At 67.1% G+C, this 20,197-nt stretch carries 15 protein-coding genes and 6 tRNA genes; 11 read left to right on the plus strand and 10 right to left on the minus strand.

Going from position 1 to position 20,197, the window contains the following annotated elements:
* Window positions 1–71: 71 nt before the first annotated feature.
* The 7 genes from OG394_RS28935 to OG394_RS28965 are packed head-to-tail and all read left to right on the plus strand — an operon-like array spanning window position 72 to window position 10,516.
* Window positions 72–2,819 carry a UxaA family hydrolase gene (locus OG394_RS28935; RefSeq protein WP_328990271.1) on the plus strand — a complete coding sequence of 916 codons (2,748 nt, stop codon included), beginning with the start codon at window positions 72–74 and terminating at the stop codon, window positions 2,817–2,819.
* A gap of 25 nt (window positions 2,820–2,844) precedes the next feature.
* Entirely contained in the window at window positions 2,845–3,747 is a 903-nt protein-coding gene (locus OG394_RS28940) for a fumarylacetoacetate hydrolase family protein (RefSeq protein WP_328990272.1), read from the plus strand.
* Window positions 3,744–5,189 carry an aldehyde dehydrogenase (NADP(+)) gene (locus OG394_RS28945; protein ID WP_328990273.1) on the plus strand — a complete coding sequence of 482 codons (1,446 nt, stop codon included), beginning with the start codon at window positions 3,744–3,746 and terminating at the stop codon, window positions 5,187–5,189. Before OG394_RS28940 ends, OG394_RS28945 begins: the two co-directional genes overlap by 4 nt.
* On the plus strand, window positions 5,186–6,985 hold the full coding sequence (locus tag OG394_RS28950) for an IlvD/Edd family dehydratase (RefSeq protein ID WP_328990274.1): 1,800 nt from the start codon (window positions 5,186–5,188) through the stop codon (window positions 6,983–6,985). The genes OG394_RS28945 and OG394_RS28950 overlap by 4 nt, the downstream gene beginning before the upstream one ends.
* A complete protein-coding gene (locus OG394_RS28955; RefSeq protein WP_328990275.1) occupies window positions 6,985–8,265 on the plus strand; it encodes a lactate racemase domain-containing protein in 1,281 nt (426 codons plus the stop codon). The genes OG394_RS28950 and OG394_RS28955 overlap by 1 nt, the downstream gene beginning before the upstream one ends.
* Complete coding sequence (locus OG394_RS28960; RefSeq protein ID WP_328990276.1) at window positions 8,262–9,137, plus strand: U32 family peptidase; 876 nt, start codon at window positions 8,262–8,264, stop codon at window positions 9,135–9,137. The genes OG394_RS28955 and OG394_RS28960 overlap by 4 nt, the downstream gene beginning before the upstream one ends.
* A complete protein-coding gene (locus OG394_RS28965; RefSeq protein WP_328990277.1) occupies window positions 9,134–10,516 on the plus strand; it encodes an FAD-binding oxidoreductase in 1,383 nt (460 codons plus the stop codon). The genes OG394_RS28960 and OG394_RS28965 overlap by 4 nt, the downstream gene beginning before the upstream one ends.
* Window positions 10,517–10,717: 201 nt before the next feature.
* Here the strand turns inward: OG394_RS28965 and OG394_RS28970 are convergent, their stop codons facing one another.
* On the minus strand, window positions 10,718–10,840 hold the full coding sequence (locus OG394_RS28970) for a hypothetical protein (RefSeq protein ID WP_328990278.1): 123 nt from the start codon (window positions 10,838–10,840) through the stop codon (window positions 10,718–10,720).
* A 178-nt stretch (window positions 10,841–11,018) separates the two neighbouring features.
* Between OG394_RS28970 and OG394_RS28975 the strand changes: the two genes are divergently transcribed.
* Window positions 11,019–11,621 (plus strand): hypothetical protein, encoded by a 603-nt coding sequence (locus OG394_RS28975; RefSeq protein ID WP_328990279.1) that lies wholly within the window; start codon window positions 11,019–11,021, stop codon window positions 11,619–11,621.
* The gene (locus tag OG394_RS28980) at window positions 11,608–11,928 is read left to right on the plus strand and encodes a transcriptional regulator (protein WP_328990280.1); all 321 of its coding nucleotides are present in this window, start codon (window positions 11,608–11,610) and stop codon (window positions 11,926–11,928) included. Before OG394_RS28975 ends, OG394_RS28980 begins: the two co-directional genes overlap by 14 nt.
* 51 nt (window positions 11,929–11,979) lie before the next feature.
* Here OG394_RS28980 and OG394_RS28985 read toward each other — a convergent pair whose 3' ends face one another.
* The 7 genes from OG394_RS28985 to OG394_RS29015 form a co-directional block, all read right to left on the minus strand.
* The gene (locus tag OG394_RS28985) at window positions 11,980–13,179 is read right to left on the minus strand and encodes an RtcB family protein (RefSeq protein WP_442914237.1); all 1,200 of its coding nucleotides are present in this window, start codon (window positions 13,177–13,179) and stop codon (window positions 11,980–11,982) included.
* A gap of 130 nt (window positions 13,180–13,309) precedes the next feature.
* Window positions 13,310–13,756, minus strand: coding sequence for an HNH endonuclease (locus tag OG394_RS28990; protein ID WP_328990281.1), 447 nt, complete (start codon window positions 13,754–13,756; stop codon window positions 13,310–13,312).
* Window positions 13,757–13,814: 58 nt separating this feature from the next.
* Window positions 13,815–13,888 (minus strand) — tRNA-Leu (locus tag OG394_RS28995).
* A 124-nt stretch (window positions 13,889–14,012) separates the two neighbouring features.
* Window positions 14,013–14,086: transfer RNA gene (locus OG394_RS29000), tRNA-His, on the minus strand.
* A 2-nt stretch (window positions 14,087–14,088) separates the two neighbouring features.
* Window positions 14,089–14,162, minus strand: a tRNA-Arg gene (locus tag OG394_RS29005).
* 96 nt (window positions 14,163–14,258) lie between these two features.
* Window positions 14,259–14,330 (minus strand) — tRNA-Pro (locus tag OG394_RS29010).
* 59 nt (window positions 14,331–14,389) lie between these two features.
* Window positions 14,390–14,458 (minus strand) — tRNA-Trp (locus OG394_RS29015).
* A gap of 634 nt (window positions 14,459–15,092) precedes the next feature.
* Here OG394_RS29015 and OG394_RS29020 point away from each other — a divergent pair.
* Together OG394_RS29020 and OG394_RS29025 are read left to right on the plus strand one after the other, a co-directional pair.
* Window positions 15,093–15,168: transfer RNA gene (locus OG394_RS29020), tRNA-Thr, on the plus strand.
* A 1,613-nt stretch (window positions 15,169–16,781) separates the two neighbouring features.
* Complete coding sequence (locus OG394_RS29025) at window positions 16,782–18,458, plus strand: hypothetical protein (protein ID WP_328990282.1); 1,677 nt, start codon at window positions 16,782–16,784, stop codon at window positions 18,456–18,458.
* A 75-nt stretch (window positions 18,459–18,533) separates the two neighbouring features.
* Here OG394_RS29025 and OG394_RS29030 read toward each other — a convergent pair whose 3' ends face one another.
* A complete protein-coding gene (locus OG394_RS29030; protein WP_328990283.1) occupies window positions 18,534–19,346 on the minus strand; it encodes a GIY-YIG nuclease family protein in 813 nt (270 codons plus the stop codon).
* 2 nt (window positions 19,347–19,348) lie between these two features.
* Window positions 19,349–20,065, minus strand: a complete 717-nt coding sequence (locus OG394_RS29035) for an HAD-IA family hydrolase (RefSeq protein ID WP_328990284.1) — start codon at window positions 20,063–20,065, stop codon at window positions 19,349–19,351.
* Between the last annotated feature and the right edge of the window lie 132 nt (window positions 20,066–20,197).

The following is a 20,197-nucleotide window of genomic DNA, read 5'->3' on the forward strand; positions in this document are numbered from 1 at the left end:
CGTCGGGCCACATCAGGAAGGGTAAATCATGCATGATGCATGATTCCAGCGGAAGCACCATGAGGAGACGAATGCGATTCGACGAGGTCGGCGTGCTGCCCGAGCCGGGCGACAACGTGGCGATCGCCTCCCGCCGCCTGGACCCCGGCACCGTGATCGACTTCGGCGACTCCGAGGTGACCCTGAAGCACACCGTGCTCGAAGGCCACCGCTTCGTCGCGAGCCCCGTCACCAAGGGCGAGCCGCTGCTGTCCTGGTCGACCCCTTTCGCCAAGGCGACCCGGGATCTCGCCAGAGGTGACTACGTCTGTACGCCGACCAGCCTGGCGAGCGTCGCGAACAGAGGCGTGGCGGGCCTCCCCAAAGAGGCCTCCGCGGATAACGTCCCGCTCGACCCGTACCGCCTGGACGAGACGGCCCTCCGCCTCGGCGACCAGGTCTCGCCAGTCGAGCGGCCCGCCACCTTCCTCGGCTATCCGCGCGCCAACGGCCCGGCCGGCACCAGGAACCACGTCGTACTCGTGGCCGCCAGCTCCCGCAGCAGCGCCTTCGTCACCGAACTCGCGATCCGCCTCAAAAATGAGCTCGTCGTACCGGTCGCGCACACCGAAGGCGGCGAGTCGAACCGGCCGAACAACCTGCATTTCTTGCTCGCCACGTTGAGCGGGTTCCTGCTGAATCCGAACGTCGGCGCCGTGCTCGTGGTCGATACCGAGGACGACGTGGTCAACGGCCAGGCCATTCGCGATTTCATGACCGAGCACGCCTATCCCGCGCTGACCGTGCCGCATGCCTTCTTCACCAGGACCAGTGGGTTCGAGAAGGACCTGGCCAAGGCGGCGAAGACGGTCGAGCCGTGGATCGACGTTGTCGCGTCCCAGCAGCGGGTCGAGGTGCCGCTAAAAGACCTGAAGATCGGCCTGCAGTGCGGCGGGTCGGACGCGTTCTCGGGGATCAGCGCGAACCCGTTGTCCGGGGCCGTCGCGCGCGAGGTGATCCGCCACGGCGGCACCGCCGTACTGGCTGAAACGGATGAGCTGATCGGCGCCGAGGGTTACGTGCTGAAGAACGTGCGGGATTTGCCGACGGCCCGGCGCTTTCTGAAAACCGTGCAGTCGTTCAAGGAACGCGTCGGCTGGCACGGTCACACCGCCGAGGGAAACCCGAGCGGCGGCAACGTTTACCGAGGGCTTTACAACATCGTGCTGAAGTCGGTCGGCGCCGCGCGCAAGCTCGACCGGGACGTTCGGCTCGACCACGTCATCGACTACGCCGAGCCGTTGCCGGGGCCGGGTTTCGTCTTCATGGACAGCCCGGGCAACGACCTCGAATCCGTCGCGGGCCAGGTCGGCAGCGGCTGCAACCTGATCTTCTTCACCACTGGGAACGGGTCGATCACCAACTTCCCGTTCGTACCGACGATCAAGTTCGTCACCACCACCGCGCGGTACGAGCGGCTGCACCACGAGATGGACGTCGACGCCGGCCGCTACCTCACCGGTACGTCGATGGACGCGTTGACCGCGGAGACGTTCGACCTCACCGTCCGGGTGGCATCCGGCGAGCCGAGCGCGGGCGAACGGGCCGGCCACAGCCAGGTCTCGATCTGGCGCGACTGGAAGCAGACCGGCCCTCGCGAAGGCATCTCGGTCGGCCCGCTGCAACGCCGCTTGACCGACCTGCCGGCCGAGGATCGCGACGCGCCGCTCGACGGCATGCCGTTGCAGACCACGCCGACGACTTCGCTGCAGGCCGTGCTCCGGCAGGACTTCACCCAGCTGTGGACCGTCAGCGGGATGGAGCCGCCGGTGGTCGACCTACTGGCCGCCGACGGCCGCCGGGTACCGGAACAGGTCGGGCTGATCCTGCCGACGAGCCTTTGCTCCGGGCAGATCGCCGTACGACTTGCCACCCGGGCCGAGGAGGAGCGCTGGGCCGGGGATGCGGTCACGCGGATGGTGGCGCTGCCGCATACCGAGGGCTGTGGTTCGAGTGGTGGGTCGTCGGAGGAGACGTTCGCCCGGACGCTGGTCGGATACCTGTTGCATCCGAACGTACGAATGGCCCTGCTGCTGGAGCATGGCTGCGAGAAGACCCATAACGACTACTTCCGGTCGCGTTTGGTCGAGGCCGGCGTTGATCCGTCGCGGTTCGGGTTCGCGAGCATCCAGGGTGATGGCGGGCTGGACGCCGTCGCGGATCGCGTCCGCTCGTGGTTCGGCGAGCTCGAGCTGTCCGCGCCGACTCCGTCAGCCGGCGGGATCGGCGATCTGACCGTCGCGTTGGAGGCCCGCGGCGAGCTGACTCGCGAGACGGCGGAGGCGTTCGCCCTGGCGGGATCGGCCATCGTCAGCGCGGGCGGCACGGTCTTCCTCTCCTCCCGGGGACAGCTCCTCGCGGATCTGGCTTTCCGCCGCCTGGCCTTCGGGAGCGAGAGCCCGGTTGAGCCGACGATCGCCCACGGCCAGCGGAACGTCGAACCCGGCTGGCACGTGATGCGGATGCCGGGCACGGACTGGATGGAGACGGCCACCGGGTTCGGCGCGGGTGGTGCGCAACAGGTGCTGGCGCATGTCGCGGGCGGCACGTTGTCGGGCCAGCGGTTCGTGCCGGTGGTGCAGCTCAGCTCGGACCCGTCGACCGTGCACCGGCATGGGGATGACCTCGACGCCGTCGTCTCGGGAGATCGCCGGGACCAGGCGCAGATCGTCCTGGACACGTTGGCCGCGGTCGCGAGTCGCCGGCTGGTTCCGAAGGCCGTTGCCTCGGGCAACATCGGCTTCCAGATCACGCGGGGTCTGCTCGGTACTTCGATGTGATTTCCCTTGAAAAGAAAGGCAATCCATGCATCTGGTCCGCTATCAACTCGCAGGCTCTGACCCCCAGGTCGGCGTACTGAGTGGCGGCAAAGTGGCCGCGATCGAAGGCAATACGACGATGGCCGAGCTACTGCGCCTCTCGCTGGACGATCTGCGGGCGGCCGTTGGCAAGGTCGCGGACGAGGTCGACGTACAGACCGTGCGGCTACTGCCGCCGTTGGACGGGCGGTCCGAGGTGTGGTGCGCCGGCGTGACGTACGAGAGGTCGCGCGGCGCCCGGATGGAGGAGAGCACCGAGCAATCCGTCTACGACCGGGTCTATTCGGCCGAGCGGCCCGAGCTGTTCCCGAAGTCCGTCGCGTGGCGCCTGGTCACGGATGGCGAGCCGATCGGTATCCGGGTCGACTCCGGCCACGACGTACCGGAACCTGAACTCGCCATCGTCGCCAACAGCACCGGCGAGATCGTCGGCTTCACCGTCTGCAATGACGTCAGCTCCCGGTCGATCGAAGGCGTCAACCCGCTCTACATTCCGCAGGCCAAGGTCTTCGCCGGCGGCTGCGCGCTGGCCGTCGGCATCCGGCCCGTCTGGGAGATCGAGGACCCGGCCGACCTCACCATCGACCTGAGCATCACCCGGAACGGCGCCGAGGTCTTCGCCGGTACGACGTCCACCGCCAAGCTGGTCCGCCCGTTGACCGAGCTCATCGACGTCCTCTTCGTACCGAACGAATTCCCCGACGGCGTCGTGCTCGCCACGGGCACCGGGATCGTGCCCGAGCTGGACTTCGCGCTCCAGGCCGGGGACGTAGTGGCCATTTCGATCGAAGACGTCGGAACCCTGACGAATACGGTGGCCATTGGCAAGGAGGCGTTCGCCGTACTCGCCACTGGAACCGCTCGCCCCGAACTGAAGGACGCAGAATGACCGACACGACCGCTGCCGAACTCGACCAGATCCTCGCTGCCGCCTCGGCCGCCGCGCCGTTCCTCGCCGGATCTGAGCCGGCCGAGCGCGCGGGCTGGATCCGCGCCGCGGCGGACGCCCTCGACGCGGCCGCCGACGAGCTGGTACCGATCGCGATGCGCGAGTCGTCCCTGCCCGAGGCCCGGCTGCGTGGCGAGGTGGCGCGGAGCAGCGGCCAGCTGCGGATGTTCGCGGACGCGCTGCAGGAAGGCTCGCTGCTGGACGTCGTGATCGACACGGCCGATCCGGCGGCCAAGCCCGTGCCCCGGCCGGACCTGCGCCGGGTGCTGGTGCCGCTCGGCCCGGTGCTGGTGTTCGCCGCGAGTAACTTCCCGTTCGCGTTCAGTGTGCCCGGTGGCGACACCGCTTCGGCGCTGGCCGCGGGATGCCCGGTCGTGGTCAAGGCGCATCCCGGTCACCCCGAGCTCTCCCGTCGTACCGCGGCTGTGCTGGCCGAGGCGCTGCACAAGGCCGGTGCGCCTGAGGGCACGCTCGCCGTGATCGAGGGGTACGACGTCGGCGTGACCGCGTTGAAGGACCCGCGCATCACCGCCGCCGGGTTCACCGGCTCGGTTCCGGCCGGCCTGGCGCTGCACGAGATCGCGGCGACCCGGCCGACGCCGATCCCGTTCTACGGCGAGCTCGGCAGCCTCAACCCGGTCGTCGTCACGCAGGCCGCGATCGAGGCACGCGGTGCCGAGATCGCCAAGGGGTACGTCGGTTCGTTCACGCTGGGCGTTGGGCAGTTCTGCACCAAGCCGGGCATTCTGCTGCTGCCGAGCGGTCACGGGCTCGAGGATCAGTTGATCGAGGCGACGGGTGGCGTGGCCGAGGCGCCGATGCTGAACGACCGGATCGCGACGGGGTTCGCGAGTGGGCTCGACCGGCTCCGCAAGGTCGTGCGGGTGGTGAGCGACGGCCCGGGCGCGACGCTGCTGCAGACCACGGTGCCGGAGCTGCTGGCTCGGCGGGACGAGATCCTCGAGGAGTGCTTCGGGCCGGTTTCGGTCATCATCGAGTACGCGTCGGCTGATGAGCTGAAGGCCGCTATCGAAGCGTTCGAGGGCAACCTGACGGCGACTCTCCACGCCGAGACGTCGGACGCCGACCTGGCTGCGGATCTCGTGCCCCTCTTGACCGCAAGGGCCGGGCGGGTGCTTTGGAACGGCTGGCCGACTGGGGTCGCGGTTTCCTGGGCGCAGCACCACGGCGGCCCGTTCCCGTCGAGCGTCGGTTCGATCCACACCAGTGTCGGGGTCACGGCAGCCCGGCGATTCCAGCGGCCGCTCGCGTTCCAGGATGCGCCGGACGCGCTGCTGCCCGCCGTACTGCAGGACGCCAATCCGCTTGGGGTGACCCGTCGGATCAACGGAGTTGTCGGGATCGCGGAGGTACATCGATGAGTGACTCGGGTTCGGGAGAGCCCACGCCGGAGAAGACCGGACGGCCGGTAGGGGAGGAGCCGGGGCGGCCGGAGGGGCACATCGGGCGCCGGAGCTTCGACCACTGGTTCGGGGAGAAGGACCGGAACGGGTTCATCCACCGGTCGTGGATGCGCGCGCAGGGGTTCTCGGACGAGGTGTTCGACGGCCGTCCGGTGATCGGGATCTGCAACACCTGGTCCGAGTTGACGCCTTGTAACGCACACCTGCGCCGGCTGGCCGAGTCGGTCAAACGTGGGGTGTGGCAGGCCGGCGGCTTCCCGTTGGAGTTCCCGGTGATGTCGCTCGGCGAGACGATGCTCCGGCCGACGGCGATGCTCTTCCGCAACCTGCTCAGTATGGACGTCGAGGAGTCGTTGCGCGGTAACCCGATCGACGGCACGGTCCTGCTGACGGGCTGCGACAAGACCACGCCGGGCTCGATCATGGGCGCCGCGAGTGTCGACCTGCCGACGCTGGTGGTTACCGGCGGGCCGATGCTGAACGGCAAGTTCCGGGGCTGCGACATCGGCTCGGGTACGGCGGTCTGGCGGTTCACCCAGGACGTGAACGCGGGCCGGATGACGCAAGAGGACTACGCGGCCGCCGAGTCGGGCATGTCCCGCAGCAACGGCCACTGCATGACCATGGGCACGGCCTCGACCATGGCGTGTATGGCCGAAGCCCTCGGTCTGCAGCTGCCTGGGTCCGCCGCGATCCCGGCCGTCGACTCCCGGCGCTACGCGATCGCCCAGCAGGCCGGTCAGCGGATCGTCCAGATGGTCGAGGAAGACCTCAAGCCGAGCGACATCCTGACCCGGGAGGCCTTCGCGAACGCCGTACGCGCCAACGCGGCGATCGGCGGTTCGACCAACGCGGTGATCCACCTGCTCGCGATCGCGGGGCGCGTCGGGGTCAACCTGACGCTCGACGACATGGACGAATGGGCCCGCGGCGTGCCGTGGCTCGTGGACCTCCAGCCGTCCGGGCGCTACCTGATGGAGGACTTCTACTACGCGGGCGGCCTCCCCGCCGTACTGCGGGAGATCCTGCCGTTGCTGAAGGCCGAAGCGATCACCGTGACCGGCAAGACCATCGGCGAGAACGTCGCGAACGCCGAACGCACCGTCGACACCGACGTCATCCGCGCGGTCGGCGATCCGCTCGGCAGCGGTGCCGGAACCGCCGTACTGAAGGGCAATCTCGCGCCGGATGGTGCCGTGGTGAAGCAGTCGGCCGCGTCCGAGCGATTGCTGCAGCATCGCGGTCGGGCGTTGGTGTTCAGCAGCATCGAGGAGTACGACCTGGCCGTTGACGACCCGGACCTCGACGTCGACGCGGACACCGTGCTCGTCCTGCAGAACGCTGGGCCGCGCGGCTATCCGGGTATGCCCGAGGTCGGCAATATGACGATTCCGCGGAAGCTGGCCGAGCAGGGCATCGACGATATGGTCCGGATTTCCGACGCCCGGATGAGCGGTACGGCGTACGGCACGGTGGTGCTGCACGTCGCGCCCGAGGCGGCCGTCGGTGGGCCGCTGGCCTTGGTGCGGACGGGCGACTGGATCGAGCTGGACGTGCCTGGGCGGACGTTGCACCTTGACGTGTCCGAGGAGGAGTTGGAGAAGCGGCGGGCCGATTGGCAGGCGCCTATCCCCGTTGGCGATCGTGGTTGGGCGCGGCTCTACACCGATCACGTGATGCAGGCGAATGAAGGGTGTGATCTGGACTTCCTGGTTGGCCGGAGTGGTTCGGCTGTTGGCCGGCAGAGTCACTGATGTCCGACTTCTTCGAGGCTGTGCGTGGCCTGCGGCCGGAAGGCCCGGTGCCGTTGGTGACGCCGGTTCGCGTGCCGCTCGGGGAGTTGCCGGTTGAGCGGGACCCGTACGGCGCTGCGCGGGCGGCCCTTGGTCCGTTGTCATCGGCCGTTGCGCCAGGCGCGAGGATTGCCGTGACGGCTGGGAGTCGGGGGATTCGCGATCTGACGCTCGTATTGCGGGCGGCCGTTGACTGGTTGCGGGAGGCCGGGGCGTCGCCGTTCATCGTGCCTGCGATGGGATCACATGGTGGCGCGACGGCCGAGGGGCAGCGGGAGATGCTCGCGGGGTTGGGCGTGACTCCCGAGTCGATGGGGTGCCCGATCGAGGCGACCATGGAGACGGTGGTGCTCGGCACGCTGTCGGACGGTACGCCGGTGCATCACGACGCGATCGCGGCGAAGGCGGATGGCGTGCTGCTGGTCAATCGGATCAAGCCGCATACGGATTTCCATGGGCCGGTCGAGAGTGGTCTGGCCAAGATCGCGGCGATCGGTCTCGGCAATCATCGTGGTGCGGCGACCTTGCATGCGGGCGGAATTCCCTTGCTGGGTTCGGCAATCGGCGAGGCGGCCCGGATGGTCGTTGCTCATGGCAAGGTCATTGGCGGGCTGGCGATTTTGGAGAACGCCCGGGATCAGACGGCCTTCGTCTCATTGGTGATGCCTTCGGGTATCGCCGCTGAAGCAGAGACCGCCTTGCTTGGTGAGGCGTCTGGCCTGTTGGGGCGGTTGCCGTTCGACGCGTTGGACGTGCTCGTCGTTGATGAGATGGGGAAGGACAAGTCGGGCACCGGGATGGACACCAACGTCATCGGTCGTTGCTGGGTGCACGGAATTCCCGAGTTCGAGAGCCCGTCGATCGCGGCGATCACGGTGCACCGGTTGAGCGAGGCCTCGCACGGTAACGCGTCCGGCCTCGGCTTGGCGGATGTCATCCCGTTGCGACTACTCGCTTCGGTTGACCTGCATGCGTCGTACGTGAACGCGTTGACGTCCGGTGCGGGTGGCGCACGGCGTTCGCGATTGCCGATGGTGCTGGCGGATGACGCGGCGGCGATCGTGGCCGCGGCGGCGATGAGCGGGCGGCGGGATCTCGCGGACCTGCGGCTGGCGCGGATCCGCGACACGCTGAACCCGCACGAGCTGATGGTCACGCGGCCACTGCTTAGCCTGGACTTCGAGGTGCTCGGACCCGAGCGCCCGATCACGAACGACGTGGGCGATCTGGAGGATTGGTGAACCTTCGCGAAGCGCGCGAACTCCTTGCCGAGCAGGGATATCCGGTCCTGTTCGCCTTGCCGTCGGCGCCCGGGCGATTCGAGGGTGGTGCGTCGTACCGGATCGAGATTCCGTCCTGCGAAGGCCCGGAGGTGTTCAAGGCCGTGCTCGACGAGGCGGTCGAGCGTGACGTGCCGGTTCACCGGGTCTCGCAGGGCAGTGGCGTGATGATGCTGACCGACGCGGAGATCTCCGAGATGGTTGAACTCGGCACCGATTATGGCGTCGAGGTCTGCCTGTTCTTGGGACCGCGCGCGGCTTGGGATATCGGCGCGCAGGCCAAGGTTTCGGCGGCTGTCGCATCGGTTGCGCGGGGCAACGAGATGGTTGCCGCGTCGCTCTGTGATGCGTTTCGCGCGGTGGAGTTGGGGATTCGCAGTCTGCTCGTGGGTGATCTGGGCGTCCTGCAACTGCTTGGTGACTTGAAGAAGTCCGGCTACTTGCCCGACGACCTGGTGCTGAAGACGTCCGTGTTGATGCCGTTGACGAATGGGCCGACGGCCGCGCTCTACCAGGCCGCGGGCGCGACGAGTCTGAACGTCTCGACCGACCTGCCGTTGTCAGCGCTGGCGGAGATCCGGGCGTCCGTGAGCGTGCCGATCGACCTGTACGTCGAGGCGCCGGATGACCAAGGTGGCGCGGTCCGGTTCTACGACGTGCCCCAGGTGATCCGGGTCGCCGCGCCGGTCTATCTCAAGATGGGCCTGCGCAACTCCCCGAACATCTACCCCGTCGGGGCACACCTCGCCGCGACCGCCCAGGCCCTCGGCCGGGAACGCGTGCGCCGGGCCGAGTTGGTGCTCCGCCTGCTCGCGGAACAAGATGAAGTATGACCGCCGACCAGCTCGTCGACCGCCTCCGCAGTTCGCTGGGGGAGAAGGCCGTCGTCACCGATCCCGACATCCTGAATAGTCATCGCAACGACCACGCCGCGTTCTGCACAGCCGGTACGCCGCTGCTGCTAGCCCGTCCGGCCTCGACCGCCGAGGTGTCCGAGGTGCTGCGCGCTGCCGGCGATGCGGGTGTCCCGGTGGTGACGCAAGGCGCTCGCACGGGGTTGTCCGGAGCGGCGAACGCCATTGACGGATGCGTGCTGCTGTCGACGTCCCGGTTGAACCAGATCCTCGAGATCGACGTCGAGGACCAGGTTGCCGTCGTACAGCCCGGTGTGATCAACGCGGAGTTGTCCCGGGCGGTGCTGGCGAAGGGCCTGTTCTATCCGCCGGACCCGTCGTCGTGGGAGATGTCGACCATCGGCGGGAACATCGCGACCAACGCGGGCGGTTTGTGCTGCGTGAAGTACGGCGTGACGGGCGATTTCGTCCGCGGGCTTGAGGTTGTGCTGGCGTCGGGCGAGGTGGTCCGCACGGGTCGCCGTACGGCCAAGGGTGTTGCGGGGTACGACCTGACCCGGTTGATCGTCGGCTCCGAAGGAACGCTCGGCGTGGTCACCGAGGCAACCCTCACGCTTCGTCCCGAGCCCGAGGCGGCGCTTACTGCCGCAGCCACGTTCACGTCTGCCGAACAGGGCCTCGCCGCGGCCGCCGCGATCATGGCCTCGGGGCTTAGGCCTTCGCTGCTGGAGTTCCTCGACGGACCAACGGCGCGCGCCATCCAGAACTACCGCGACATGGGCCTGCCGTCCAACGTGGGCAGCCTCCTGATCGCCCAGTCGGACCGAGGGCCTCGCGCGGCGGACGACGTCGCCGAAATGGCCCGCATCTGCACCGAGGCCGGCGCGATCGAGGTGGCCGAGGCCTCCGACGCCGAGGAATCCCGCATGCTGCTGGAAGCCCGCCGCCTGGTCAATCCAGCCCTCGAACCACTCGGCGCCACCCTGGTCGACGACGTCGCCGTACCCCGCAAGCGCCTAGTCGACCTACTCGACGGCATCACCGCCATCGCCACCAAGTACGACGTACAGATCTTCTGCCCGGGCCACGTCGGCGACGGCAACATGCACCCCACGGTCATCTTCGACCGCGACAACCCGGCCGCCGAAGAACGCGCCCTCCAAGCCTTCGGCGCGGTGATGGAGCTCGGCCTCTCCCTCGGCGGAACCATCACCGGCGAACACGGCATCGGCAAACTCAAACGCCAATGGCTCGAGCAGGAGCTGGGCCCGGTCAGCCTCACCCTCCACCGCCGCCTCAAAGCCGCCTTCGACCCCACCAACCTCCTAAACCCCGACAAACTCCTCCTCCCGCACTAACGCCACACGCCAACACGCCGGGTGCCCGCGCCCTCCTACGCGCGGCCACCCGGCGTGTCGGTATTCCGTTCATCGGGCCCTTGTGACGCGGCGTGTCGGCGTTCATCGGTCCCTTGTAACCAACTGATTTGCACTCGTTCGTCGGAATACGGCCGGTATCTAAGCCGTATCCCGACGAATGAACGAGAAGGAGTGGTGGGGTCACTCCTCGACGGTGATGACGCGGACCCAGTCGGAGCAGTCGCTCTCGCACCAGACGTGGTCGCCGCGGTGGGCGATCCGGTCGCGCTGGACGTGCCCGCAGGCAAGGCGGACCCGGCGCATCGCGTGTCCTTGCCGCACGGGTGCGCCCGTCCTCCCGGCGGGGGTCTTCCTGTTAGTCCTGAGATCGGCCATGGCCGGTCCTCCTTTCGTTGGTTGTTAGGTTTGCAACGCAAACTAGTTGACGAGATCCAGGGTTTGGAGCTGCGGTTTGCAGCACCAACTAGTTTGAGGAGCTGTCATGGATAGGAAGCAGCTGGAAGGCGCGGGGGCGGCGTACACCTATCTGCGCGGCCTAATCGGCATCCCGGCGGGCCTGATGATGGTGCTCGCTGCGTTAGGCAACTGGCGGATTCCGCCGCTGGACATCGATGCGGTCTTCCTGGCCGTGTTGCTGGCCATCGCACTGACGACCCTGCCGATCCTGCGGTACTACAACGAGCACTACGGCCGGGTCCGCCCGACCGCCAAACAAGACCGGTTGACGGTGCTGCTCACCGTGCTCGCGGTGCCCGTGGTCCTCGGCGGATCGCTGCTGCTGAGAAGCCGCGCGTCCTGGTCACTCGATCTACCGGTCAATCCCGTGGCCATCGGGATCGCGTTGATGGGCCTGATCTCGTACGCGATCGGACTTGGTTTGAAGGGGCATCACGTGATCATCTGGGGCGGACTGCTCGTCATCGGTGCACTCCCGGTGTGGAAGGGTGCCGATCCGAGCAACATCGGCCTTTTGCTGGCAGGCTTGGTCGTCATCCTGAACGGCGCTTTGGACCACCGGCTGTTCGTTCGTATCTTCGGCCCGGCCGGAGCCCTGGAATCCGAGGACAGCGATGCCGGAGCGTAATGCGGATCTCAACCTCGACCGGTTGATCCACGAACCAGGCCGGCTGGCCATCCTGACCGTGCTCTCGTCGGTCACGGACGCCGACTTCCTCTTCTTGCAACGGACGACCGGCCTGACCAAGGGCAATCTGTCCAGCCACCTGACGAAGTTGGAAGACGCCGGGCTGGTCCAGATCGTCAAGAGTTTCGTCCGCAAGAAGCCGAACACCAACGTCGCGTTGACCGCTCTCGGGAAAGAACGCATCGCGCACCACTGGGCACAACTCGAGCGGCTGAAGAACCTCTCGGACCCGGGCGAAGAGTCCTGATGCGCGGACCGGCCGTCGTACCCCCTGTGTACGACGGACGGTTCGCCCGCGTCATCCCTTCACACAGATCACCTGCTTGAGGTGAGCGACCACCTCGACCAGGTCGGACTGAGCCGCGATGACCGACTCAATGTCCTTGTAGGCGGCCGGCAATTCGTCCAGCACGCCCGCGTCCTTCCGCGACTCGACCCCGGCGGTCTGTGCGACGAGGTCGTCGACGGTGAACCGGCGCTTGGCCTCGTTCCGGCTCATCCGCCGCCCGGCGCCATGCGACGCCGAGTAGAACGACTGCGCCGACCCCAGCCCGCGTACGACGTACGAGCCCGTGCCCATCGAACCCGGGATCAGCCCGAGGTCGCCGAGGCCGGCCCGGATCGCGCCCTTGCGGGTGACGAGCAGGTCGAGACCGTCGATCGTCTCCTCGGCCACGTAGTTGTGGTGGCACGAGATCGGCTGCTCGAACGTGACACCCGCGGTCGGGAACGACTCGCGGATGACCTGGCAGAGCAGGCCGAGCATGATGGCCCGGTTGCGGGCGGCGTACTCCTGGGCCCAGGTCAGGTCGCGGCGGTAGGCGTCCATCTCCACGGTGCCACTCAGGAATACGGCGAGATCGCGATCCGGCAGATCGGCGTTGTGCGGCATCGCCTTGGCGATTCGCATGTGCCGCTCGGCCAGTTCCTTGCCGATGTTCCGGCTGCCCGAGTGCAACATCAGCCAGACGCGGCCCACTTCATCGAGGCAGACCTCGATGAAGTGGTTACCGCCTCCGAGTGTGCCCATCTGCAACATGGCCTTACGTTCCCGGTCCTGCACACCCTCGTGCAGGCTGGTGAACTTGGCCCAGAAGTTCTTCCAGCTCCAGTCGTCACCACCACCTGGGAGCTTGCGCGGCGTGACGGCCGACTCGTGTGCCTTGAAGCCGACCGGTACGGCGTCCTCGATCCGGCCGCGGATCGCCGACAGGTCGTCGGGCAGATCCGCCGCCGTGAGCGACGTGAGTACGCCTTCCATGCCACAGCCGATGTCCACCCCGACCGCCGCGGGCGAGACCGCCTGCCGCATCGCGATGACCGAGCCGACCGTGGCGCCCTTGCCGAGATGCACATCCGGCATCACCCGGACGCCATGCACCCACGGCAGGGCCGCGATGTTACGCAACTGCGTCAGCGCCGCGGCGCCGACCTCGTGTTCGTGTGCCCACATCAGAGTGGAGCTCTTCGCACCGCTCAGTGGGACCGGGAAGTTCATCTCCACTCCTTCTTTCGCTGGGTTGTCTTGGTTTTACACATAGCGCTGTCAGGGCAGGGCTCGAACCTGCGGGACCTCGGGTCAGAACCGAGGGTGGGACACCGTCGCCCACCTGGCACTGCTGGGTTGGTCAGATGGAGAGCTCGGCCCGGGAGGGGATCCAGGGCTGCCAGAGCAAGGGCATACCGGCCTCGTCGGGCGTACGGTTGCCCTTCTTCTCGTTGCAGGTCGCGTGCGCGGCGACAGCGTTCAGCCACTCACCGCGTCCACCACGGGAGCGCGGTACGACGTGGTCCATCGTGGTCGCGCCAGGGCGGCCGCAATACGCGCAGTGGAACTTGTCGCGCCGGAGCACGCCGGCGCGGGTGTACTGCAGGCGGCCGGTGGCGTAGCGCCACTTGGTCACGACGTACCGGACGAGGCGCAGCACGCGCGGTAGAGGGAATGGCCCGATGCGGGCGTCGTCGTGCGCTTCCTCGACCACCGCGACCTCCCGGACGAGCATCCGGATGGCATGCGGGATGGAGACGACGTGCAGTTGCTCATACGAAGCGTTGAGCACGATCACACCGCTCATGGCCTTTCCTCCTCTCTCCAGTGTGCCAAACGACCCCATCCCGGGGCCGATCCGTCGGTGCGGCTCCAGGGATTCGAACCCCGAACCTTCCGGTCCTGAACCGGACGCCTCTACCAGTTGGGCCAGAGCCGCAAATCGTTCCGGCCGGGGGCTTTCCCAGCTCGGCTTGTTGTCCCGCCGGGGCTCTCCCGGCTGGGCGTGATGTCCCGCCGGGCTCTCCGGCTGGGCTTGTCCGGCCGGGTATCCGGCTGGTCAGGGTGTCCGGCGGGGCTCGAACCCGCTTCCTCCGGGGCCACATCCCGGCGCATCGCCCACTTCTGCCTCGGACACAGCACGCCCGGCAGGACTCGAACCTGCAATCTGCTGCTTCGTAGGCAGCTGCCCTCTCCGATTGGGCCACGGGCGTTCGGCGGGCCCCCGGCCGGCGCCTCCGCCTGGCCGGGGACCACGGCCTTTTCGTTTGGCGCCCCTGCGGCCGGTAGCTGAACCTGAGGGCGCCCGGTCGAGCTGGAGAGATTCGAACTCCCGATCCCCTCATCCCAAATGAGGTGGCCTACCACTGGCCCACAGCTCGTCCATTCATTGCGTATTCGTTTGTCATTCTTCAATTCGCCGCCCGTGGGCACCGAAAAGCACCGATGGAAGGAATCGAACCCTCAGGAAACAGGTTTGGAATCTGTTCCGCTGCCACAGCTCATCGGTAAAGTCTCGAGTATTCGACATGATCCGGACGTGATTCGGACATGAAAAAAGGGCCGCCCCGGTCGGTCGAACCCGACGGGCGGCCCCTGGCCTGATCATCAACGATCAAGCAGGTGGACCACCCACGCTCGGGTTGAACCCTTTGCCACTAAGCAGTTCTCGCAGATCATGCCGGCACGCCGAGGGCCAGGATCGCAGGCAGGCCAAGCCGGCAACGCGCACAATGCGCCCGCCCCGCTCCACCATCTCCCGCTGTCCAGTCACGATCGTCCCTCTCTCAATCCCACGGCCATCTGCCGAGCAATAGTTTGACCTCTCCCACACTGCAACGTCAACCCATTTCCCCCAATTCCCCAAAACCCACATTCCCCCACGCCATTTCCCGCCCGCCTTCTCCCATCCGCCCCGTCCCCACATTGCGCCGTACGACACCCGCGCCATTCCCCACAACACGTCGTACGCCGCCCCGCGACCGTCGTACGACGCGGCGGAGTCTTCCCGCGAGTGGTCGCGTCCGGACCCATCGCCAAGTTCGCCCAGCCGTGGTCCACTGGTCACGCCGACCGTCCTGGGGGTATCCGATTCGGAATCAGCCGGGCCTGCCGCTACACTCTTGCATCGGCCCTAGGGTCACGCCGCCTTAGCTCAGTCGGCAGAGCGTCTCACTCGTAATGAGAAGGTCATCGGTTCGATTCCGATAGGCGGCTCCATCAAGGCCCCTCTGACCAGGCAAAACGCCTGAATCGGAGGGGCCTTCCCCATGTCCTGGGCGCGGCAGGTACGCACAAAAGTACGCACAGTCTCCGAAACGGGTACGTGTGGCCTGGTGGAACGCGGAGCTGAGGGCGTCCTGGCGTCGGTCCAGGGCCGGGTCCGGCGAGGAGCGACCGGTGCCGGACAGCTTCGGGAACGGCGCATCTCGGGCTTCCCTGGAGGCCTCGCTGAGAGGGGATGGAAAGCGACTCGACGCGGTTCGGCCTGGTAGCAACTCCGCTGGTCAGGCAAGGGTCATGCGGTGGGCAGTTGCGGTAGCAGGTCCCCTCAGTTGGTGAGTCTCGCACGCGCGTGCCGCCTGCGGATCTGCCGCCGGGCCCGGCACGGCAGTTGCTGCTCCTCGTAGCTGCTGGGCGTGTCTGGACCCGGATGGCGCGGTACGGCGTGAGCAGGTGGTCGGCCTGGTGGATGTCTCTTGTTTCGGAGTTGACGAGCGGCCGTGGCTCGTTCCGGCAAGTCGGGCAGGGACCGGATTTGGCGGCCCGGCAGCTGTGAACCGATCGATAGCGCCGGCTGTCGACGGCGACGAGACAGGCGAGGTGAAGCCGTCGGTGGGACCGGACAGGGACCCGTGTCAGTCCTGGTCCTGGGGTGGTCTCGTGGTAGACGCTGGACGGACCCCGCACTGACCATTCGAAGCCGCCGCGGAACAGCGTACGAGCATCAGAATCGTCGGTGGTCCCGGAATGACCCGCCAGCGGCCATTTGGAGAGCCGAGGGAAGCCGTCAGCAAGACCGCGCAGAGCCCAGGACCAGTCCTGCTCCTCACGTGGTCTCGCGGGAGACCTTGAGGAGACCCGGCAAGCTACACCTCGAGCCGCAGCGGTACCGCTTACCCGGCCCAGATCCCCCGATGCGTCAGTCAGGTCGACCTGCCAGCAAAGACGGCCGCGCTTGTGCCATACCCAGCGTCGCAGGTCATGAGATCGACTGCTGTACGGCCTGATGGCTGTTGCAGGTTCGGCCGCAGCTTGGATCGGCTGCGCTCGGCAATCGATGCTGCGACTTACAGGGCCGAGCAGGGTACTACGCGATGCAGAGCGTCCTGCGCGGACGTGGCCAGGGATGGGCGCCGTCTTTCCGGCCCGCCATGACGCGTGACTTGCTCAGCTCGACCCTCAGCTACTCGGACTGGCCACGCGACCGGTAGACGACTCCGCCAGATCTCGGCGAGCGGCAGTCCGCGAGGACGCCGCTCTCCGAGCCTAGGACCTCTATGGATGCGCAGCTTTACAATCGTGCATCCCGGAGTAGCCACGCAGTACTACGCCGATCGAGCTATCGTTTGTGCGTGGTCATGTGGGAGCAGGCGCTGACGGCCGCGACCAAACTGCAGGAGCGGTGGATGGGTCCGCTGCGGGCCCCGGGGCGCTTGAGTCCGTCGAGCGTGTCATTGGCGCTGCTGCTGTACGCGCTCGCGGGGGAACGGTCGTGTGAACCAGCGGCTGTGTCGGCGGGCTGGCTTCGGTATCGGTGTAGCGATCCCCGTGCCTGCCTGACTTGGCTGCGTGCTCAGCTGCAGCGGATGGGTCATCAAGTGGGCCCGCCTGTGAGCGTCAAGGAGGAACGTTTCCGCTCGCAAAACCAGGCGTCCCGGCGCGGCCTGGCCCCCGACCGCGGCGGACCTCGGCTCGATGACGCCCCAAGCCAGCCCGCCACAGATGGGCGACTTCGCAACGACCCGGTGGCCTTCGCCTGGTGGCGTAGCTCGATGTTCACGCCGTCGTCGGACTGGCTCGACGAACCATCTCAGTCCGACACCGAGACCTGCCAGCTGGTGTCTGCGCTGCCCCGGTTCGTCGACCATCTCGACCTTGAACTGCTGGCCGACCACGGTGGCCGGCTTGCGGGAGAGCGGGTGTCGTTGCTGACGATCGCGCCGTTCACGCTTCCACGGGACACAGACCGCAACGTGCACGGTGTGCATCCGCACCGGGCGGTCGTTCAGGGACCGTGGTGGGAGATGGACCATGTCGGGCACACCGTGGCGCCGGGCCCGCCGGCCGGCTATCACGTGACCTACCGCAGCCTGGCCACCGGTGACCCCGTGACCAGCGCCAAGGACCTTGTTGTGGCCGGCGATCTGGACACTGACACCGCCGCATGGGAAACCGTCGCCGACGAAGTCGTCGCCGTACCGGACGCCCTCATCGCCATCCCGGCGAGCCAGAACGGGGATCCAGAGTCACACGCTAAAGACTCGCTCGAGGCCGAGCTGCAGAACCTGGCTCATGAACAGGCGATGCTCATCGATCTACCGGATCCGCCTGCTGGCCTGACGAACCCGGCTGCCAAGTACCGGGCCGCCGCACTAGACACCCTCTGGGTGCTGCGCGACCGTGAACTGCGACTCGTCGGCGATTCCACACCGCTGCGGGTCGCTGAGCGCATCGTCAACGACCCGACCTACCCGCGCCCGAACCATCCGCCGTTGCTTGCCGACCTGATCACCGAAGAGCTTGTTGCCAAGACGAACCGGGCACACGGTCTCGGGTCTCGCCCCCTTGCACCGAGTGCGCCTCGCGACCGGCACCTTGTGACCGGCCGCCGCCGCGAATTCCTGCAGCAGTGGCTGCGAGAGGTGTCCGGATCGCTGATTACCGAGCGCAGCAGCCAGGCGCTGGATGGATTCAACGAGTCCACCACAATCACCTACGCCCGGGCCCTGCTCGTCGCCGAAGGCTTCGTCCAGATCGCCGACTTGCACGGCAATGCCGATCCAGCGGTCACCGTTGCCGGCCTCGCCGCTGGCCGCTATGGCGAAATGGCGGCGCTGGCCGCCAGCAGTACAGACCCCGAGTATGTCGGGCCAGGCACGGTTGACCTGGTCTACGCCCACCCTGTCGACGGATACATTGCGACAGTTCACGCCTTTGCCTTCGGCAACGACCAGCCCCGCCTGGTCGAGGTCCGGCTGTGGTTCACGGTCTTGCCATTGGACTACGCCCTGTTCAACGCCCTGACGCCCGACGGCGCCTACGCCATCGGGACTAATCGGCGTCGGACCGGCCTGTTCCATGGCGACGTTTCAGTCGCTCCCCGCCACCGCCGGCGTCGTGGGAGTCTGCGGGTTGTCCTGGCCGGACTCCGGGCCTTCACTGTTCCGGCCTGGACCCTGGACCGGCTCTGGCTGGGCTCCGACGGCTCCGACCAGGTCGCGCTACACCACGAGCTGTGCGAACAGGCTCCGGCGTGGGCACTGCGTCTTATCCCCGCTCGGAGCTGAGTGTCGGCGCCGGGCATCCCGAAGTCCGGCCGGACTCGCAGGGGGCAAGCGTCCGAGCTGGGCGAGCACTAGGTATCAGTTTCGGTTCAGGCCGTGGCTGCGGGTGTCGAGGGCGAACTTGAAGTGGCTCTCGGCGGCGTCGATCTGACGGGTGGGTGTTGCCGGATCGAACACTCGCAAGAGCGAGAACCGGAAGCTCGTCGGGTCGAGGTTGCGCAGTTCGGTGTTACCGCCATGACCGTTGGTTGCATAGGCACTCCAGCGCTGGCGAATGCTCTCCGCGCCGTCGGCCTTGCCAACGTACTGACGCCCGTCGCGGGTGTCGGTGATCAGGTAGACGCCTATCACTGACGCCAGGGCAGTGCGCCACGAGGCGTAGCGGTGCTCGCGCATTACGGCCTGGAGCTTGACGTGGTCCAGCACGAGGCGGTCAAAGCCGGGGAATGGCACGGGCTCGGCGTCGGCGATCTCCATCACCGGGTAGCCGGCCGCGGTCGCGGCGTTGATCCTCCAGGTGCGCGGCGATCTCCAGCCGATCACCAGCCGGTTTCTGAGGTCCGCCATCTGCTCGGATGTGACGACATCGAACGTGCGCAGCGTGCCATCGTTCGAAGTCTCGCCGCGGTTCTCCAGCACCGACCACAGGCGCGCCCGGTCGCCACCTTCGCGAATGAATACGATCCAGATGCGGGGCGGAGCAGTCGGGAAGATGCGTGGTCTCGTGGAGTGCTTGCTCGTGTACTGAAGGATCTCTGCGTCGGTGGAGTCAGCGTGGAGGCCCGGCAGACCGCTGTCTTCATGTTCGCGCACGTAGGCGTGGCGGATCACAAGAGCCTCGTCGGGGTCGATGCCGGCGCTGTGCAGGATCGAAGCGAACGTAAGCGTCACCGTTATGTTGCCTCTCCGTGGTTCTCCCTCGCGGCAGTGGACTTTCGAGAGGCCGGGAGATCCGCGGACCACGCCCCGGCTGGTGAGGGCGCCGAGCGCGGATCGAAGAGGAGGGACTCCAGCTGCTTTGTTGTTGTCGTCGGATCGGTGGTGTGAAGTACCGTGCGGATCCCCAGCAGCTCAGCAGGCGGCAAGTTCGTATGCATGTCGTCGACGTAGACGCACTGTGGACCTGGCAGGTCCAGAGCGGTCAGGGCACGCTGGTAGATGAGCGGGGACGGCTTCCGCACGCCTTCCAGTTCGGACACTACTACCGCATCGAAGAAGTCGGTCCACAGTCCCTTGTCCTCGTACGGGTTGTACGGGTCAAGGCCAAAACTGTTGCTCAGTAAAGCGATCTTGATGCCGGCTGCACGGGCGCGCTTCGCCAGCGCAACGATCAGCGGCTCCGGCTGCAGATTGGCAAGGGCCCGCCGCATCAGGTCGGTCGGGTCGATCCTGAGAATGCCGCCGATCACCCGGTTCCAGTCCGACTGCGTAGCCTCACCGACCTCAAGCGCCGCATAGATCGCGACACCGTCCGGATGCTTCTCGAGTGCTGCAACGTACGCGCCCGGCTCGAGTCCCTCCGACCGTTCGAATGCTTGACTGTTCAGCCGCATCTGAGTTGTTAGTACACCGCCAAAGTCGAGAATCAGGCCGCGATACCGATCTGCCACACATACCCTCCCTTGCCACTCAAGCTGATCTGCTCACCTGCGAGCCGATATCCTTCCCAGCCGATCGGCGACCCCAACACGGCTTGGCGAGGATCCCACGAAACACCGACGGCGGGGCCCTACCCGGCGCGT

The organism is Kribbella sp. NBC_01245 (assembly GCF_036226525.1).
Lineage (GTDB): Bacteria > Actinomycetota > Actinomycetes > Propionibacteriales > Kribbellaceae > Kribbella.

What these genes read in the sequence shown, in the direction of transcription:
- OG394_RS28950 (WP_328990274.1), top strand. Translation starts at nt 5,186, where the DNA reads ATGAGTGACTCGGGTTCGGGAGAGCCCACGCCGGAGAAGACCGGACGG.
- OG394_RS28945 (WP_328990273.1), top strand. Translation starts at nt 3,744, where the DNA reads ATGACCGACACGACCGCTGCCGAACTCGACCAGATCCTCGCTGCCGCC.
- OG394_RS28990 (WP_328990281.1), bottom strand. Translation starts at nt 13,756, where the DNA reads ATGAGCGGTGTGATCGTGCTCAACGCTTCGTATGAGCAACTGCACGTC.
- OG394_RS28975 (WP_328990279.1), top strand. Translation starts at nt 11,019, where the DNA reads ATGGATAGGAAGCAGCTGGAAGGCGCGGGGGCGGCGTACACCTATCTG.
- OG394_RS28940 (WP_328990272.1), top strand. Translation starts at nt 2,845, where the DNA reads ATGCATCTGGTCCGCTATCAACTCGCAGGCTCTGACCCCCAGGTCGGC.
- OG394_RS28980 (WP_328990280.1), top strand. Translation starts at nt 11,608, where the DNA reads ATGCCGGAGCGTAATGCGGATCTCAACCTCGACCGGTTGATCCACGAA.
- OG394_RS28935 (WP_328990271.1), top strand. Translation starts at nt 72, where the DNA reads ATGCGATTCGACGAGGTCGGCGTGCTGCCCGAGCCGGGCGACAACGTG.
- OG394_RS28970 (WP_328990278.1), bottom strand. Translation starts at nt 10,840, where the DNA reads ATGCGCCGGGTCCGCCTTGCCTGCGGGCACGTCCAGCGCGACCGGATC.
- OG394_RS28955 (WP_328990275.1), top strand. Translation starts at nt 6,985, where the DNA reads ATGTCCGACTTCTTCGAGGCTGTGCGTGGCCTGCGGCCGGAAGGCCCG.
- OG394_RS28965 (WP_328990277.1), top strand. Translation starts at nt 9,134, where the DNA reads ATGACCGCCGACCAGCTCGTCGACCGCCTCCGCAGTTCGCTGGGGGAG.
- OG394_RS28985 (WP_442914237.1), bottom strand. Translation starts at nt 13,179, where the DNA reads ATGAACTTCCCGGTCCCACTGAGCGGTGCGAAGAGCTCCACTCTGATG.